Annotated in this window: 14 protein-coding genes; 6 read left to right on the top strand and 8 right to left on the bottom strand. The window is 68.0% G+C overall.

Annotation, left to right across the window (positions count from 1 at the left end; translation table 11 throughout):
- On the bottom strand, positions 1-1,386 hold a 1,386-nt coding region (locus tag I55_RS33370), incomplete at its 3' end, for a methyl-accepting chemotaxis protein (protein ID WP_148293889.1).
- A 59-nt stretch (positions 1,387-1,445) separates the two neighbouring features.
- A complete protein-coding gene (locus tag I55_RS21710; RefSeq protein ID WP_044562681.1) occupies positions 1,446-1,901 on the bottom strand; it encodes a cache domain-containing protein in 456 nt (151 codons plus the stop codon).
- Positions 1,902-2,122: 221 nt separating this feature from the next.
- On the opposite strand from I55_RS21710, the gene I55_RS33365 reads away from it, so the two are divergent.
- A complete protein-coding gene (locus tag I55_RS33365) occupies positions 2,123-3,298 on the top strand; it encodes a M23 family metallopeptidase (protein WP_049974375.1) in 1,176 nt (391 codons plus the stop codon).
- Here the strand turns inward: I55_RS33365 and I55_RS21700 are convergent.
- Positions 3,285-4,121: a helix-turn-helix domain-containing protein gene (locus tag I55_RS21700; protein WP_044562680.1), complete on the bottom strand. Its 837-nt coding sequence runs from the start codon at positions 4,119-4,121 to the stop codon at positions 3,285-3,287. The genes I55_RS33365 and I55_RS21700 overlap by 14 nt on opposite strands.
- A 134-nt stretch (positions 4,122-4,255) precedes the next feature.
- Between I55_RS21700 and I55_RS21695 the strand changes: the two genes are divergently transcribed.
- Together I55_RS21695 and I55_RS21690 are read left to right on the top strand one after the other, a co-directional pair.
- On the top strand, positions 4,256-5,014 hold the full coding sequence (locus I55_RS21695; protein ID WP_049974374.1) for a siderophore-interacting protein: 759 nt from the start codon (positions 4,256-4,258) through the stop codon (positions 5,012-5,014).
- Between the two features lie 17 nt (positions 5,015-5,031).
- Positions 5,032-5,652 (top strand): MSMEG_1061 family FMN-dependent PPOX-type flavoprotein, encoded by a 621-nt coding sequence (locus I55_RS21690; protein WP_085940078.1) that lies wholly within the window; start codon positions 5,032-5,034, stop codon positions 5,650-5,652.
- Between the two features lie 15 nt (positions 5,653-5,667).
- Here the strand turns inward: I55_RS21690 and I55_RS21685 are convergent, their stop codons facing one another.
- From I55_RS21685 to I55_RS21675, 3 genes are all read right to left on the bottom strand, one after another.
- Positions 5,668-6,423 carry a siderophore-interacting protein gene (locus I55_RS21685; RefSeq protein WP_085940077.1) on the bottom strand — a complete coding sequence of 252 codons (756 nt, stop codon included), beginning with the start codon at positions 6,421-6,423 and terminating at the stop codon, positions 5,668-5,670.
- Positions 6,420-6,935 (bottom strand): PadR family transcriptional regulator, encoded by a 516-nt coding sequence (locus I55_RS21680; protein ID WP_252181252.1) that lies wholly within the window; start codon positions 6,933-6,935, stop codon positions 6,420-6,422. Before I55_RS21680 ends, I55_RS21685 begins: the two co-directional genes overlap by 4 nt.
- A gap of 236 nt (positions 6,936-7,171) precedes the next feature.
- Positions 7,172-8,197, bottom strand: a complete 1,026-nt coding sequence (locus tag I55_RS21675) for a glycerophosphodiester phosphodiesterase (RefSeq protein WP_199902669.1) — start codon at positions 8,195-8,197, stop codon at positions 7,172-7,174.
- 436 nt (positions 8,198-8,633) lie between these two features.
- Here I55_RS21675 and era point away from each other — a divergent pair, with 436 nt between their 5' ends.
- Positions 8,634-9,521, top strand: coding sequence for a GTPase Era (gene era, locus I55_RS21670; protein ID WP_044562684.1), 888 nt, complete (start codon positions 8,634-8,636; stop codon positions 9,519-9,521).
- A 77-nt stretch (positions 9,522-9,598) separates the two neighbouring features.
- On the opposite strand, the gene I55_RS21665 is transcribed toward era, so the two are convergent.
- The gene (locus I55_RS21665; protein ID WP_049974373.1) at positions 9,599-11,242 is read right to left on the bottom strand and encodes an EAL domain-containing protein; all 1,644 of its coding nucleotides are present in this window, start codon (positions 11,240-11,242) and stop codon (positions 9,599-9,601) included.
- Positions 11,243-11,629: 387 nt separating this feature from the next.
- Here I55_RS21665 and I55_RS21660 point away from each other — a divergent pair, with 387 nt between their 5' ends.
- Complete coding sequence (locus tag I55_RS21660) at positions 11,630-14,116, top strand: heavy metal translocating P-type ATPase (protein WP_044562677.1); 2,487 nt, start codon at positions 11,630-11,632, stop codon at positions 14,114-14,116.
- An 11-nt stretch (positions 14,117-14,127) separates the two neighbouring features.
- On the top strand, positions 14,128-14,547 hold the full coding sequence (gene cueR / locus I55_RS21655; RefSeq protein ID WP_044562682.1) for a Cu(I)-responsive transcriptional regulator: 420 nt from the start codon (positions 14,128-14,130) through the stop codon (positions 14,545-14,547).
- Here cueR and I55_RS21650 read toward each other — a convergent pair.
- Entirely contained in the window at positions 14,532-15,107 is a 576-nt protein-coding gene (locus I55_RS21650; protein ID WP_252181250.1) for a DUF3237 domain-containing protein, read from the bottom strand. The two genes, cueR and I55_RS21650, sit on opposite strands and share 16 nt — an antisense overlap.
- Positions 15,108-15,358 lie beyond the last annotated feature (251 nt).

Below are 15,358 nucleotides of genomic sequence, written 5' to 3'. Positions count from 1 at the left end.
CCGCGGTCTTGGCCCGTCCTGGATTTCGCCGATCTGGCCGCCGATCTCCTCCGTCGCCTGCGCGGTCTGCCGGGCCAGGGATTTCACTTCCGCGGCGACGATGGCGAAGCCCCGGCCGGCTTCGCCGGCCCGCGCCGCCTCGATGGTGGCGTTCAGGGCCAGCAGATTGGTCTGTCCGGCGATCTCGGAGATCATCTTGACGATGGTGCCGACCTTGTCCGCGGCACCGGTCAGGCCCTTCACCAGGGTGTCGGTGCGTTCCGCTTCCGCCACCGCGTCCTGGGCGGTGCCAATGGACACATCCACCCGGTGCCGGATCTCGGTCAGGGCGTTGGCGAGCTGGGTTGTGGCGGTGGCCACCCGCTGAACATTGTCCGCCGCCGTGCCGATGGCCGTCGCCATGCCGGTCGACGCGTCGCGGGTTTCATCGGCACCGGCGGCGATGTCGCGGGCCGTTTCCTCCAACTGGCGCACAGCGGCCAGCGTCTCCTGCAAGCTGGAGCGCGCGGCGCTGTCGAAGGCGGTGGACAGGTTTGCGATCAGATGGGCGCGTTCGCGCTCGCTGTCGGCGGCATTGCTTTGCTCCTGGTGCAGCAGGGCGCGCTCCGTCTCGTGATCCACCAGGACGGCAACGGCCGCCGCCATGCGCCCGATCTCATCGCTTCTCTGGCTCAGGGCGGGGTCTATGGCCAGGTTCTGGTCACCGGCGGACAACCGGTAGGCGATGTCCGTGAGATTGGCGAGGGGACGGGCAATTCGGGTGGTGGTGAAGCGGAACATGGCGATGATGACGCCCGCCAGCACCAAGGCGCCGATCGCCAGCACGAGATAGGTAAGGAGGACGGAGTGTGACACTTGCTGCTTTGGCGCGTCCAGGATGCTGGCTTTGCCTGGCTTTATGGCGGTGACGGTTTCCTGGAGACTCGCCGCCGCCCGCTCCAGACTGCTGCTGAAGCCCAGAGTGGTGGCGACGTCGCCATCGATGATGTCGAGCAGATCGGCGCTTTTCTTGACGTACTTTCGCAACAGGGGCCCCATCGCGTCCAGCTTTTCGACCCCGCCGATCCCGGTTGCGACGGCGATGAAATGGGGACTGGCCCGGTCCACCTGTGCCGTCAGGTCCTGAACCTGCTCCTTCGCCACCCGGACCCTGTCGGCCGATGCCCCGGTGGCCGCCAGGGCCACCAGTTCGTAGAGCGCCTTGCGTTGGTTGGCCAGGGTGATGGTGAAATTGTCGATGGAGGCGTTGGCTTCGACGCCGTGGACGAAGGCCGAATCAACCTTGGTCGCCAGTTGATGGACGGAGACGACCTGCACCAGGTTGAGGCACAGCGTGGCACCGGCGAGCAGGAAAAAGAATAAAGATATCCGCCTGGCGATGGACATGCCAGCCTCCAGAATTCCAGGAAAGGGATGATGGACGGGGCTTCCCCGTCTGGCTGGCGCTACTGCTTGTAAATGCCGGCGCACACGGCCAGGCCACCATCAACTTGGCAGTACATTTCCTTGGGCTCGATCTTCTTGCTGGTTGGATTTGTGAATTTGTAATCCTGCCAGAAGGTCTTGTTGGTCTTGGCCAACGTCATCCGCTCCTGGATGTACAGTTTTCCGTCAACGTCCTCGGCGTCGCTCAAGTCCTTGCCGATCAGCTTGGCGTTGGCGCCATGCGCCAGGCAGGTGCCGGTCAGGTTGTACACAACAACGTAAAGGTCACGGTCGGTGTAGGGGCCGCCCATGGTGCTGAAATCGGCGAAGGCCTTTTCCTGCCCCACCTCTTTCACGTGGGCGACGGCGCGCGTCACCATGGCCACGGCATCCGTCTTGGTGGCTTGCCCAGCGGCCCAGACGGGCGAGACCATCCCGAGGGACAGGACGAGCGACAGGGAAATGCGCGACAGCATGGAAACCTCACGTGAGTGGCTAAACCTCATGGTGTGGATATGTTGTCGGGCGACGTGCCTTGGCATAGTGACCGGGAGGATAGCCCGCGCATTAACCTGTTCATCAGCTTTGTTTGATTTTCGCTACCAGCGGGAGACCGGGGCGGCAGGTGCTTTATCTTGACCAGTCCGTCGGAACCGGCATCATCAGGGGCGTCGTTAACCATATTTCCTGAGGCCACATGGTGCGCCATTCCGTCCTGGGTCTGATGGTCGGCGCCGCCCTGGCTTTGGCGGGAGCGGTGATGGGACGCGCCGAACCAGTGGCACATTCCATCACCCCCTTGGACATTCGCGTGTTGCGTCCGGCCAGCCTGGTTCCGACGACCACCGGTCGGCACCTCGTGTTCGAGGCCATGATCGCCAACTTTTCCACCATCCCCGTGACGTTGGCGACCCTACGGCTGGGCACGGCGGACCAGCCGCAGCTGCTGGGGCGGTTTGAGGGCGAGGCGCTGACGGATCTACTGTTGCGACCAGGCCGGAAGGTGGAGGACGCGGCACAATCCGTTTCACACCAGCCTGGCATCTTGGCCGGAAACAGCTATGCCGTGGCCCTGTTCGACATTCCGGTGGCCGATGACCTCAAGGTGGGCGACCTGCGGCTGGGTCTCAGCATCGCCCCGTTCAAAGAGGGCCTGCCTGACACCACGCTGAACACCGCCATCACCGTGCCGTTGGACCGGACCCCGCCCGTGGTGCTGTCGGCGCCAGTGATGGGGCGGGGGTGGGTGGCGTTCAACGCCCTGTCCAACACCTCTATCCACCGCACCACCCTCATGGTGGTGGACGGCCAGGCGCGCCTGCCGGAGCGCTACGCCATCGACTTCATGAAGCTGACCGAAGACGGGCGGGAGTTCGGTGGGGAGCCGGCGAACATCGACTCCTGGCCCGGCTATGGCCAGCCGGTCCTGGCCGTGGCGGATGGCATCATAGACAGCGTGCGCGACGGCCTGCCGGATAACGTGCCCGGCCAGGCGCCGGTGCAGAAGGTGACGCTGGACACCGTCGCCGGCAACCAGGTCATCCTGCGCATGAGCACCGCTTTCGCCGTCTATGCCCACCTCATCCCCGGCAGCATCACCGTGCGGCCCGGGCAGGCGGTGCGCCGGGGGCAGGTGCTGGGCCGGCTGGGCAATTCCGGGCAGTCGGACGCCCCGCATCTGCACCTTCAGGTGGGCGACCTGGGCCACATCGCGGCGGCTGATGGCCTACCCTTCGTCTTCGACAGCTTCACCCTGGCGGGCGTGATCCGGGATACCGCCGCCGCGGATGCCGGTGCCGCCTGGCACGCCGACCAGCCGCCGGAGACACGGCGGCGCCAGTTGCCCACGGAAAACGCCGTCATGGGCTTTTAAGCTTTTCCCCGCCGTGCTGCCGGGCCATGTACTGGGCCGGTGGGGCACCCAGGACCTTGCGGAACATGGTGACGAAACTGCTGGCGCTCTCATAACCCAGGTCCAGGGCCACCTGCTGCACTGGTGCGCCTTCAGCCATCCGTTGCAGGGCCAGCATGATGGTCAGCCGTTGGCGCCACGGGCCGAAGCTCATCCCGGTTTCGCGGGTCAGCAGGCGGGCGAGCGTACGTTCGCTGAGGCCCGCGCGCCTCGCCCACTGCTCCATGCTCCCGCGCTCCCCCGGATCGGCCATCATCAGCGCCGCCAGCCGGCGCAGCCGTTCATCCGTGGGCATGGGCAGGTGCAGCCGTTCCTCCGGCGCCGCCGCGATCTCATCCAGCAGGACGGTGACCAGCCGGGCCTCCGCCCCATCCTCGGGGTAGAGTTGCGGCAGGGCAGCGGCCCGCATCATCAGGGCCGCGAGCAAGGGCGTCACCGTCACCGTGCAGCAATAGGCGGGCATCGCCGCCGTCACGGCGGGGTCGATGAAGGCGTTATAGCCCTCGATCATGCCGGAGGCCTTGATGGCATGCAGGGTTCCGCCCGGGATCCAGATGGCGCAGTTGGACGGGACCATCCACAAGCCGTTCTCTGCCTCGCACGTCAGGATCCCGCGCAAGGCCATCAGCAATTGCGCCCTGTGGTGACGGTGGGGCGCCAGTTCGATGCCGGTGGTCATCCCGATGATGCCGAACGCGGCGATGGGCCGGGGGACCTCATCGGGGTCGATCAGGTCGGCGGGCCATCCGGCATCATCGCTGGGCAGATCCTTCAGGATGGGCATAGCGCCGCTTTCGTTCGATGAGCCGCCTATTGGCGAATTCTCGAAATTATTTGGCACGATTGACCAATGACGCCAAGCCCCCGCGACGCTACCAATTCCCGGACGCCCGCGCCTGGGCGGGCCTGGGAGTACGGATGGTGGACAGTCAGGATCGGAGGGAGGCCGTTGCCGCCGCGCCGGGTGCGGTGGCGCGGACCTTGCTGCGCTGGTTCATGCGGCCGGCCCGCGTGGCGGCGGTGGAGCGCCTGTCTCCGCGCTTTCGCCGGATCCGCCTCGAAGGCGATGCGCTGAAGGGTGTGGCATGGGCGCCGGGACAGAAGGTGCAGGTGGCCATGGGCACGGGCCTGGCCGCCCGCACCTACACGCCCCTGTCGTGGGACGCCACGGCCGGGGTGACCCAACTGCTTGTCTTCTCCCATGGAGCCGCCTCCCCGGGGGATGGGCCGGGCGGCCGGTGGGCCGCGTCTTTGAGGGAGGGGGACGGCTGCCAGTTCATGGGCCCGCGCCGCTCCCTCGACTTTACTGAGCATGAAGGGCCGTGGGCGCTGTTCGGGGATGAGACCTCATTCGCCCTGGGGCTGGCCTGTCGCGCCGCGCTGGGCAGCGGTTTCCGCTGCGTGTTCGAGGTGTCGGACCAGGCGGAGGCGCGGTCCGTGCTGCACGCGGTTGGGCTGGGGGATGCGACCATCGTCAGCCGTCTTCCCGGTGATGATCATCTGCCGATGGTCATCGACGCCCTGACCCATGCCGCCGGAGACCGGGCGCGCATGGTGCTGACCGGCCGGGCGCCGGCCATCCAGCAGGTGACCCGCGCGCTGAAGGACCGGGGGATCGCCGGCCCCCGGCGGATGGCCAAGGCCTATTGGGCACCGGGCAAGACCGGTTTGGATTGAGCGCCATGGAGACGCAAATGGGCACCCCGCTTACCGACGCCCCCGACCTGGACGCGCTTTACGACCCGCCCATGGAGCACGTCCAGAAGGCGGTCATGTCGGAACTGATCGACTTTCACGTCCAGTACCTGCGCCAGGCGGCCTTCTTCTGCCTGGCCACCGGACGCGAAGGGGGATTGGACGCCTCGCCGCGCGGCGGACCGCCGGGCTTCGTGCGGGTGCTGGATGCCAAGACCGTGGCCTTCGCCGACTGGCCGGGCAACAACCGCATCGAATCCATGCGCAACCTGCAGGCCGACGACCGGCTGGGCATGCTGTTCCTGTTCCCCGGCCTGGATGTCTTCATGCGCATCAACGGGCGCGGCCGCCTGACGAAGGACGCCGCCCTGCGCACCGATCTGGCGGAGGGCGGCAAGGTGCCCAAGGTGGCCGTCGTGGTGACGGTGGACGAGGTGCTGTTCCATTGTGGCAAAGCGCTGAACCGCGCCCGCCTGTGGGATCCGGCCGCCCGGCTGGAACGTGGCAGCCTGCCGACGCCGGGCCAAATGTTGGCCGCGATGAACCGGAAAAGCGCTGTGGAGGCCGACGCGATCGATGCGCACTACGATCACGCGATGCACACCGACCTGTATGGCTGAACCCTCGAGTCCCGCTCAGAGGTTCTCGTGCGCGCCGGCCTCGCCGCGCAGCCAGTAGCCGGAGGCCCGCATCCACTGTGCCGGATGCTTCAGCGTGTCGATGACGTAACCGCGCAGGGCCTTGGCCACCGCCGCCTCGGCCGCGATCCAGACATAGCCGTCGCCGGGGGGCAGCGTCAGGCCCTCCAGGGCGTGGCGCAGGGTTTCGGCATCATTGGGCCCCGCCTGGTCGCGGGTGATCCAATGGGCGGTCCACCGCGCCTTGGTCTCGATGGCCTGCTTCTCGGCCGCGGTGTCGATGGCCACCACGGTGATGACGGGGACGCCGGCGCGCAGTTCCTCCAGCCGGCGGCCGATGGCGGGCAGGCCCGTCTCGTCCGCGACCAGCAGGTACCAGTCGAAATCGTCCGGCACGATCATGGAGCCGCGCGGGCCGCCGATCTCCAGCGTATCGCCCACCTTGGCGCCCAGGGCCCAGGCCGTGGCCGGGCCGGCATCGTGCAGGGCGAAGTCCAGGGTCAGGGTGCGGTCCGCCTGGCTGAAGGCGCGGGGGGTGTAGTCGCGCATCAGCGGCTCGCCGCCCGGCCTGGGGAAGAACAGCTTGATATGGTCGTCGGCGCCCCGGCTGTCGAAGTCCGCCAGCTCAGGCGAGGTCAGGACGATGCGCAGCATCTTGGGTGTCAGACGGATGGTGCTGGCCACCGTCAGGCTGCGCCGGCGGGTGTCGAAACGCATGCGGCCAATCTGGTGCCGCTGTTGACTGTCGGTCATTCGGTCTCTCGTGTGTCGTTGTTCAATATCTCGGCCGTGGCGCGGCGCAGGATGTCGGCCAGGCGCCGGGCCTCGACCGCGTCGCAACCACGCTTGGCGTACATCGCGCTCTTCAGCGCGTGGCGGGCCCGATGCAATTCCTCCGACGCGGCGGGGTCGGCGTCGGTGACGCCGGCGAAGGCCTCACGCACCTGGTCCATGCGGCCACCGATGCGGCTCAGCGCCTCCAGGATGGCCAGCGCCGTGCCCCGGTGGGACTCCAGGTGGGCCTGGCCCGCGTCGGTGAGGCGGTAGAGCTTGCGGTTGCCTTCCGGCTCCGCCACCGCGTGGCCGATCTCATCCAGGTAGGTCAGGGCTGGATAGATGACCCCAGGGCTGGGGGCGTAGAAGCCGCCGGAGCGTTCCTCCAGCGCGCGGATAAGCTCATAGCCGTGGGCGGCCTTCTGCTCCAGCAGGGCCAGCAGGACCAGTTGCAGGTCGGCCGACGACAGCTTGCGGCCGCCGCCCGGCATGCCGCCCCCGCCACCGCCCCAGAAGCCGCCGTGTCCACCACCCCCATGCTTCCAGTGGGGCCATCCCCCGTGCCCGCCCATGGCCAGGAAAGGGGGATGGAAAGCTCTATGATCGCAAAACATATCGTACGATATAACGAGCGATATGAATTTGGCAAGGGGCCCGCCAAAAGAAAGCGCCCCCGGACCGGATGCCCGGCCCGAGGGCGCTGTCAGCACACGGATGGCTGGGCAGCTCAGCGCTTGGCTGGCACGGCCTCCACCGGCGTGGCCTTGGGCAGGGTGACGCCCTTGGTGGCGGCGACCTGGCGCAGTAGCACCGGCTGGTCGGAAATGATGCCGTCCACGCCCATGTCGATCAGGCGGGCCATGTCGTCCGGCTTGTTCACCGTCCAGGGGATGACGGTCAGGCCCAGTCCGTGCGCTTCCGCCACCAGCGCGGCGTCGATGTCGGTGTAGAGCGGCGACCAGACCTTGCCGCCCGCGGCCTTCACCGCCCTGGGCACGCTGCCGCCGTGGTCCACGGGGTCGAAGCCGGCCGTCCAGGGCAGTTTGGCGGTCAGGCTGACCGACGGCTCGCGCGGGTCCTGTTCCGTCAGGTAGACGGTGGGGATGTGCGGTGCTTTTTTCTGCACCACCTGCAGGGTGCGCCAGTCGAAGGATTGGACCAGCACCCGGTCCTCGAACTTCTCGGCCTTCAGCACGTCCAACACCCGGTCCACGAAGACCTCCGGCGTGGGGCTGTCCTCGGGATGGGTGGGATCGATCTTGGTCTCGATGTTCATCCTCACGGTCTTGTTGCCCGACCGCTTCACCAGGTCGATCACCTCCTTCAGCGTGGGGATGGACGTGCCGGGGATGGGTCGCTGGTCGGGGAAATGGCTGCCATAGGCGCTGCCCGGGCGCAGCTGGCCCACGTCGTACTTCTTGATCTCCTCCAGCGTCAGGCTGAAGAAGGACGGGGTGGGGGCGGTGACATAGGCGCCGTCGGGGCCCTTGGCCAGGTCGGGGTTCAGGTGGCGTTCATGGGAGATGATGACCGTGCCGTCCTTGGCGATGTTCATGTCCATCTCCAGCGTCGTCACGCCCAGCGACAGGGCGTGGGCGAAGGACTGGAGCGTGTTCTCCGGCCACAGGGCGCGGCCGCCGCGGTGGGCCTCGATGTCCAGGTCGCGGGCGGAAGCGGCGGCGGGAACCACCACGGGCAGGGCGAGCGGAAGGGCCATGACGGCGGCCAGGGCGAAACGGCGCGACAGGGACATGGGGGCGGGCTCCTGGTAGACTGGTGACCGGGACGGGCGTTAACCCTTTAGTTTCTGAGCTATAGCCTGCACGATCCGGCACACCGTGTTAAATTTCCAAGGCGGTGGGGTGGCGTTCCGCCGTGCGCAATCCTTGGATGCCGCACCGTCGCTGGTGCCAAGGCGCCGTCTGTGTCATGAAGCCGCCCATGCGGCGGCGGGCGGGTGCGACAGGCACCCCGGCCCGCCGTTCTTTTTGAGGATCAGGGTAATGAGCGACGTCGAACACGGCCAGGACGGCCTTCCCGAAGAAGACACGGTGGCCGGCGCCGCCGGGCACGATCACGCCCCGGATGAGGACGTGCCGGAGGGGGAGGGGTACCTGGACGGGGACGACGACGTCGAGGATGAGGATTTCGAGGACGACGAGGAGGACGAGGGCGAGCCCCTGGCCCCCATGCGTTGCGGTTTCGTGGCCCTGGTGGGCGCCCCCAACGCCGGCAAGTCCACGCTGCTGAACGCGGCCGTGGGCAGCAAGGTCTCCATCGTCAGCCCCAAGGTGCAGACCACCCGTTCCCGCGTGCTGGGCATCGGCATGCATGGCCGCGCCCAGATCCTGTTCGTCGACCTGCCCGGCATCTTCACGCCCAAGAAGCGGCTGGAGCGCGCGATGGTGGCCGCCGCCTGGAACGGCGCGGAAGAGGCGGACATGGTGGCGGTGCTGGTCGACGCCTCCCGCCGGGTGGATGACGACACCAACGGCATCATCGATCGCCTGAAGGACAGCAAGCGCAAGGCCATCCTGATCCTGAACAAGATCGACCTGATCCCGTATGAGCGGCTGCTGGAACTGGCGGCGCGCTTCAACGAGACGGGCGTGTTCACCGACATCTTCATGATCTCCGCCCTTACCGGCGACGGCCTGAAGGACCTGCTGGACAAGCTGGCCGCCCGCCTGCCGGAAGGCCCCTGGCTGTTCCCGGAAGACCAGCTGTCCGACATGCCCCAGCGCCTGCTGGCCGCCGAGATCACGCGGGAGAAGCTGTTCCTGCAACTGCACCAGGAATTGCCCTACGCCATCGCGGTGGAAACCGAGGCGTGGGAGGAGTTCGAGGACGGCTCCGTCAAGATCAGCCAGATCGTCTACGTCCAGCGCCCCAACCAGAAGGCCATCGTGCTGGGCAAGGGCGGCTCCAAGATCAAGTCCATCGGCGCCGCCGCCCGGGTGGAACTTGAGGAAATCCTGGACCGCCGTGTGCACGTCATGCTGTTCGTGAAGGTGCGCGAGGATTGGGCGGAGAAGCCGGACAGCTACAGCCAATGGGGCCTGGACTTCAACGCGTGATTTTATGCCTTTGATCGGGATCGATCAAAGGCTCCCTCACTCGGCGGGCGGCCGCTTCCCCGGCCCCGGCCGCCCGGCTATCGCCCGAAGTCATGGACCGTCGGGGTCCAGCGCGAGGGGCGGTTGAGGACGGACAGGTCCACGTCGCGACGCAGGGGCCGGGGCATGCCCTTGGAGAAGAACCAGCCCTGGCCCATGGCGCAGCCCAGGTTGCGCAGGCGTAGCACCTGTTCCGCCGTTTCCACATGTTCCGCGATGGCCGGAACCTTAAGGGCGCGGCACAGGCCCAGCATGCAGGCGACGATGGATTCCTCGCGCGGGCTTTCGCACATGCGGCTGATGAACGAGCCATCTAGCTTCACATAGTCGAATTCCAGCGCGCGAATGTAGGCGAAGGAGGTCATGCCGACGCCGAAGTCGTCCAGGCACACGGAGAAGCCGCGCTGGCGTATGCCGTTCAGCACGTTGCGGGCGCGGGGCAGGTCGTCCAGGCGTCCGGTCTCCGTCACCTCGAACAACAGGCGCCCGGCCAGGGCGGGACGGGCGCTCAACTGCGCCATGAGCGTCTGCATGAACAGGTCGGAGGCGATGGACGCCGCCGACAGGTTCACGGCCAATGAAATGTCGGGCGCCGCCGTCTCCAGCTCCCGCATGGCCATGCCGCACACCGCCATGTCGACGTCGTTGATGATGCCCACCTCTTCCGCGAAGGTGATTGTGGGGCCGGGACGTTCGCCATTGATGCGGCACAGCACCTCGAAATGGTGCACGCGGCCGGTGGCCAGGGTGTGGATGGGCTCGAACGACAGGGTCAGATGGTTGCCCTGCAGGCTGTCGCGCAAGGCGGCCAGCCGCCCCATGGCGTCTCGGGCGAAGGCCGCGACCAGGGAGGATGAGGACGCCAGTCCCTCCATGCCCTTGATCCCGTCCTCGGCGAAGCGGCGCAGGGCATAGAGCATCAGGCGGGCGCGGTCCGCCCGGTTCAGCGCGACCTTGTCGGCATCCAGCGTCCGGGCGTCGACCATCAGCGGATGGCCCAGGTCCTGGGCCAGTTGCAGGATGTCGCGCGCGACCAGATCGGTCAGGTCGGTTGGCGTCATGACGCCGAAGCGGTCTTCGCCCAGCCGGCCGGCGAGGGTCTCCGCCCCGCTGTGCTGCCGCAGGACGGCGCCGATTTCGGCCATCAGCAGGTCGTCCTGATCCGCCGTCAGATGGGCGCGGATTTCCTGCAGGTTGGACATCTGCACCAGGGTGAAGGCCGCCGTTCCGGCGCTGCCCGCCGCGAGGGCGGCCATGGCCGCCTTGGCGAAGGCACCGGGGGTCAGCAACTGGGTCTGCGGGTCCACCTCCCCCTCCGCCGGGGCCACCGGCATCTCCTGCCCGCCGAACTGGCTCAGCGTGATGTTCACCAGCGGGGTGTCCTGCATGCGGTAAGCCGTCATGGTGCAGACCAGGGCGACACCGTCGCGACGCACCAGCCGGATCAGCCGGGGGGTGGCGCGGCTGTTCTCTCCCAGCGTTGCCAGGAAACGCCGTGCCAGTGCCTGGTCGGCCGGCGCGAGATGGTCGAACAGGGTTTGGCCCACCAGATCGGCATCACCAACGCCGATCAGGGCCAGGCACGCGCCAGCGGCGAAATGGATGAGGCCCTGGGGATCCACCTCAAGGAGAAGATCGGCGTTCGCGAAGGCGAAGCCGAGGTAACGCCGGGTGCGCTTCATGTCTTCTTCCGTCAACCAACTTGCCCGAGAGGGCCGCCGTCGTCGCCAGCCCGTCCGCCATTCGCGGACCATCCCCGCTACTCCAGGGCGCCCAGATATTATCCTTTCAGGTAGGTATACGGCTTTCCTCATAAAAACACAGCCGAATTTAGGATCTTATCCGTAGTTTCCATAGAAAATGGCACAAAAAGGATTTGCCAGCGCTGTCATCGGTACTGGCCACTCCTGGTACAACCGTATCAATCCTTATGCGTTGAATTTTAGATAATTGCCCATAATTCCGTACCCAGCTGCATTACTGAATTTTGACAATGCCGTAGCGAAGGCTTGACCCTCCCATCATTGGAGGGTCTATGTATAGAGGACATCTCGTCGAAGGAGACCGGAATGTCCCATGTCGCCCCCCTTGCCCCCGCGTCCCGTGGTGTCGACATCCCTGTCGCCGGCATGACCTGCGCCAGCTGCGTGCGGCGGGTGGAAAAGGCCATATCGGCTGTGCCGGGCGTGACCGTGGCCTCCGTGAATCTGGCGGCGGAGCGCGCGCATGTGGAACTGGGCGAGGGCGGCCGGCTGCCCGAGGTGGTCGAAGCCATCCGCAAGGCGGGCTATGACCCGGGCACGCACGCCGTGGAACTCGCCATCCAGGGCATGACCTGCGCCGGCTGCGTGGCGCGGGTGGAGAAGGTGCTGCGGGCCGCCCCGGGCGTGGTGGAGGCCACGGTGAACCTGGCGACGGAACGGGCCAGCGTGGCGCTGGTCGACGGGGCCGACATCGCCGCCGTCGCCAGGGCCATCACCAAGGCTGGCTATGAGGCCAAGCCCCTGGGGCAGGACGACGCGGCCGGACAGGCGGACCGCGAACAGGCGGCGCGGGCGGCGGAGATCGGCGCCCTGGGCCGGGCCGTGACCCTGGCGGCGGCGGCGACCGCCCCCCTGTTCGCGGTGGAGATGGCGCGGCATTTCATCCCCGGCGCCCACCACTGGCTGGCCGGCACGGTGGGGGAGCAGCCGTGGCGCTGGGCCAGCCTGGTGCTGGCGGCCTTCGTCCTGGCCGTGCCCGGCGGGCGCTTCTTCGCCAAGGGCGTGCCCAACCTGCTGCGCGGCGCGCCCGACATGAACTCCCTGGTGGTGCTGGGGGCTGGCGCCGCCTTCCTCTATTCCACCGTGGCGACGGTGACGCCGCACCTGCTGCCGGCCGGCACCGACAACGTCTATTTCGAAGCCGCGAGCGTCATCGTCACCCTGATCCTGGTGGGCCGCCTGTTCGAGGCGCGGGCCAAGGGCCGCACCAGCGAGGCCATCAAGCGCCTGCTGACCCTTCAGGCCAAGACGGCGCGGGTGGAGCGGGGCGGCCAGACGGTGGAACTGCCCATCGCCGAGGTGGTGGTGGGCGACGTCGTGCTGGTCCGCCCGGGGGAGCGCGTGCCGGTGGACGGCACCGTGCTGGACGGATCGTCCTTCGTGGATGAGAGCATGATCACCGGTGAACCGCTGCCGGTGGAGAAGGGGCCGGGCGCCGCCGTCGTCGGTGGTACCGTCAACAAGGCCGGATCCTTCCGCTTCAGGGCGGAGAAGGTGGGGGCGGCCACGCTGCTGGCGCAGATCGTGCGCATGGTGGAAACGGCGCAGGGCGCCAAGCTGCCCATCCAGGCGGCGGTGGACCAGGTGACGGCCTGGTTCGTGCCGGTGGTCATGGCCGCGGCGCTGCTGACCTTCGCCGCCTGGTATTTCGTCGGGCCCAGCCCGGCCTTGAGTTACGCCCTGGTCAACGGCGTGGCCGTGCTGATCATCGCCTGCCCCTGCGCCATGGGCCTGGCCACGCCCACCTCCATCATGGTGGGCACGGGCAAGGCGGCGGAACTGGGCATCCTGTTCCGCCAGGGCGACGCGCTGCAGGGCCTGCGCGACGTGGCCGCCGTGGCCTTCGACAAGACCGGCACCCTGACCCAGGGCCAGCCCGCCCTGACCGACCTGGCGGTGGTGGATGGTTTTGACGAGGCGGAGGTGCTGCGCCTGGTGGCAGCGGTGGAGGACAGGTCGGAGCATCCCATCGCCCAGGCCGTCGTGGCCGGCGCGCGGGCGCGCGGCCTGGCGCCGGCGGCGGCCGAGGGCTTCCAGGCCGTGCCCGGCTTCGGCGCCCAGGCGCGGGTGGAGGGGCGCACGGTGGCCGTTGGCGCCGACCGCTACATGACCCGCCTGGGCATCGGCGTCGCGCCGCTGGCGGAGGCCGCCGCGCGCCTGGGCGGGGAGGGCAAGAGCCCGCTCTACGCCGCCATCGACGGCACTCTCGCCGCCATCCTGGCCGTGGCCGACCCGGTGAAGCCGGAGGCGGGCGGTGTGGTGCGGGCCCTGCACGCCGCCGGCCTGAAGGTCATCATGGTTACCGGCGACAACCGCCGCACGGCCGAGGCCGTGGCCAAGGCGTTGGGTATCGACGAGGTGGCGGCGGAGGTGCTGCCGGAGGGCAAGGTGGCGGCGGTCAAGGCGCTGCAGCAGCGTCACGGCCGCGTGGCCTTCGCCGGTGACGGCGTGAACGACGCCCCGGCCCTGGCCACCGCCGATGTGGGCCTGGCCATGGGGGCGGGCACCGACATCGCCATCGAGGCGGCGGACGTGGTGCTGGTGCGGGGCGACCTGCGCGGCGTGGCCACGGCCATCGCGCTCAGCCGCGCCGTGCTGGGCAACATCCGCCAGAACCTGGTCTGGGCCTTCGGCTACAACGTGGTGCTGATCCCGGTGGCTGCCGGCGCCCTGTATCCGTTTTGGGGTGTGCTGCTGTCGCCCATGGTGGCGGCCGGGGCCATGGCCCTGTCCAGCGTCAGCGTGCTGACCAACGCCCTGCGCCTACGCCGCTTCCGGGGAGTTTCCGCATGAACATGGGGCCCATGACCATTGGGGAGGCAGCCAAGGCCTCGGGCGTCAGCGTCAAGATGATCCGCTATTACGATGAGGTCGGCCTGGTGCGGCCGGCCAGCCGGTCGGAGGGCAACTATCGCGAATACGACACGCGCGCGGTGAACGAACTACGCTTCATCAAGCGCGCCCGCGCCCTGGGCTTCGACATGGCGGAGATCGCGCAGCTGCTGTCCCTGTGGCGCGACCGTGAACGGCCCAGCCGCGAGGTCAAGGCCATCGCCCAGCGCCACCTGGCCGACCTGGACACCCGCATCCGCGAGATGCAGGCCATGGCCGACACGCTGCGCCACCTGGCCCACTGCTGCGCCGGCGACGACCGGCCGGACTGCCCTATCCTGGCGGACTTGGGCGGGGCGGATCTGGGTAGGGCGGATCACACCACCTTGTAAACCCGGATCAACACGGCGCGCCGCTCCGGCGGCAAGCCATGGACGGTGCCGACGAAGATGCCCCGGTTCAGCCAGGCGTGGGGCCCTTCCGGCGCGGCGAATTCCAGGACGGAGTAAGCGTAAGGCGCCTGGCCCGGCGGCGCGTCGATCAGCGCCCGGTTGTTCACGGTGATGATGGCGCCATCGTCGGTCTTCAGTTCATAGAGGGCGTTCAGCGTCAGGACACCGTCTGGCCGCACCAGTTGCCGGTCGGCCCCGCCGTTTAACACCGTACCCTTGATGCGCGGCCCCTGGAACGTCCCGCCGGTGATGGGCACCATGCGCCGCTCCCCCAGCGGGCCCTTGCCCAGCGCGATCATCGGCTCCAGCTCCACCACCGCCTCATAGGTGAATTCAGTGGTCGGCAGCCGCAGCGGCTCCGTGCTGAGCGGCGTCGGGCCGCCGGGGACGGCCGCTTGGGCGGATGTGGGGGTAAGCGCGCCGGCGCTTCCCAGGGCCGCCCCAACGGCACCGGCCGTCCTCAGCAGCACCCGGCGATTCCAGATCGATGTCGTGGCCATTATTCCCATCCCCCCGTTCTTTTCATGTGCCAGCATCGTTGCCGCCGGCGACGGGAGTATGAATCGGGCAGGAAATTATTTCAAACAACCGATATGGAATGAAACTATAAGGGCTGCGTGCCCGCATCATCAGCTTGACGGCTACCGCCCCTTCGGCGCCAATCCCCTCAGCGCCGACAGCCCGGCCAGGGCCTCGCGCTCCCGGCGGCGGTTGTCCATCAGGTCCTCCACCGCCTCCTGGGCAGGGCGGG

Origin of the sequence: Azospirillum sp. B4 (assembly GCF_000333275.1) — a bacterium.
GTDB lineage: Bacteria > Pseudomonadota > Alphaproteobacteria > Azospirillales > Azospirillaceae > Nitrospirillum.
Note: the sequence above shows the minus strand (reverse complement) of the source record. Positions and strands in the feature narration are given on the sequence as shown.

Excerpts from the sequence above, each read along its gene's own strand:
- I55_RS21710 (WP_044562681.1), bottom strand. The coding sequence starts at position 1,901 with ATGCTGTCGCGCATTTCCCTGTCGCTCGTCCTGTCCCTCGGGATGGTC.
- I55_RS33365 (WP_049974375.1), top strand. The coding sequence starts at position 2,123 with ATGGTGCGCCATTCCGTCCTGGGTCTGATGGTCGGCGCCGCCCTGGCT.
- I55_RS21700 (WP_044562680.1), bottom strand. The coding sequence starts at position 4,121 with ATGCCCATCCTGAAGGATCTGCCCAGCGATGATGCCGGATGGCCCGCC.
- I55_RS21695 (WP_049974374.1), top strand. The coding sequence starts at position 4,256 with ATGGTGGACAGTCAGGATCGGAGGGAGGCCGTTGCCGCCGCGCCGGGT.
- I55_RS21690 (WP_085940078.1), top strand. The coding sequence starts at position 5,032 with ATGGGCACCCCGCTTACCGACGCCCCCGACCTGGACGCGCTTTACGAC.
- I55_RS21685 (WP_085940077.1), bottom strand. The coding sequence starts at position 6,423 with ATGACCGACAGTCAACAGCGGCACCAGATTGGCCGCATGCGTTTCGAC.
- I55_RS21680 (WP_252181252.1), bottom strand. The coding sequence starts at position 6,935 with ATGCCGGGCGGCGGCCGCAAGCTGTCGTCGGCCGACCTGCAACTGGTC.
- I55_RS21675 (WP_199902669.1), bottom strand. The coding sequence starts at position 8,197 with ATGTCCCTGTCGCGCCGTTTCGCCCTGGCCGCCGTCATGGCCCTTCCG.
- era (WP_044562684.1), top strand. The coding sequence starts at position 8,634 with ATGCGTTGCGGTTTCGTGGCCCTGGTGGGCGCCCCCAACGCCGGCAAG.
- I55_RS21665 (WP_049974373.1), bottom strand. The coding sequence starts at position 11,242 with ATGAAGCGCACCCGGCGTTACCTCGGCTTCGCCTTCGCGAACGCCGAT.
- I55_RS21660 (WP_044562677.1), top strand. The coding sequence starts at position 11,630 with ATGTCCCATGTCGCCCCCCTTGCCCCCGCGTCCCGTGGTGTCGACATC.
- cueR (WP_044562682.1), top strand. The coding sequence starts at position 14,128 with ATGACCATTGGGGAGGCAGCCAAGGCCTCGGGCGTCAGCGTCAAGATG.
- I55_RS21650 (WP_252181250.1), bottom strand. The coding sequence starts at position 15,107 with ATGGCCACGACATCGATCTGGAATCGCCGGGTGCTGCTGAGGACGGCC.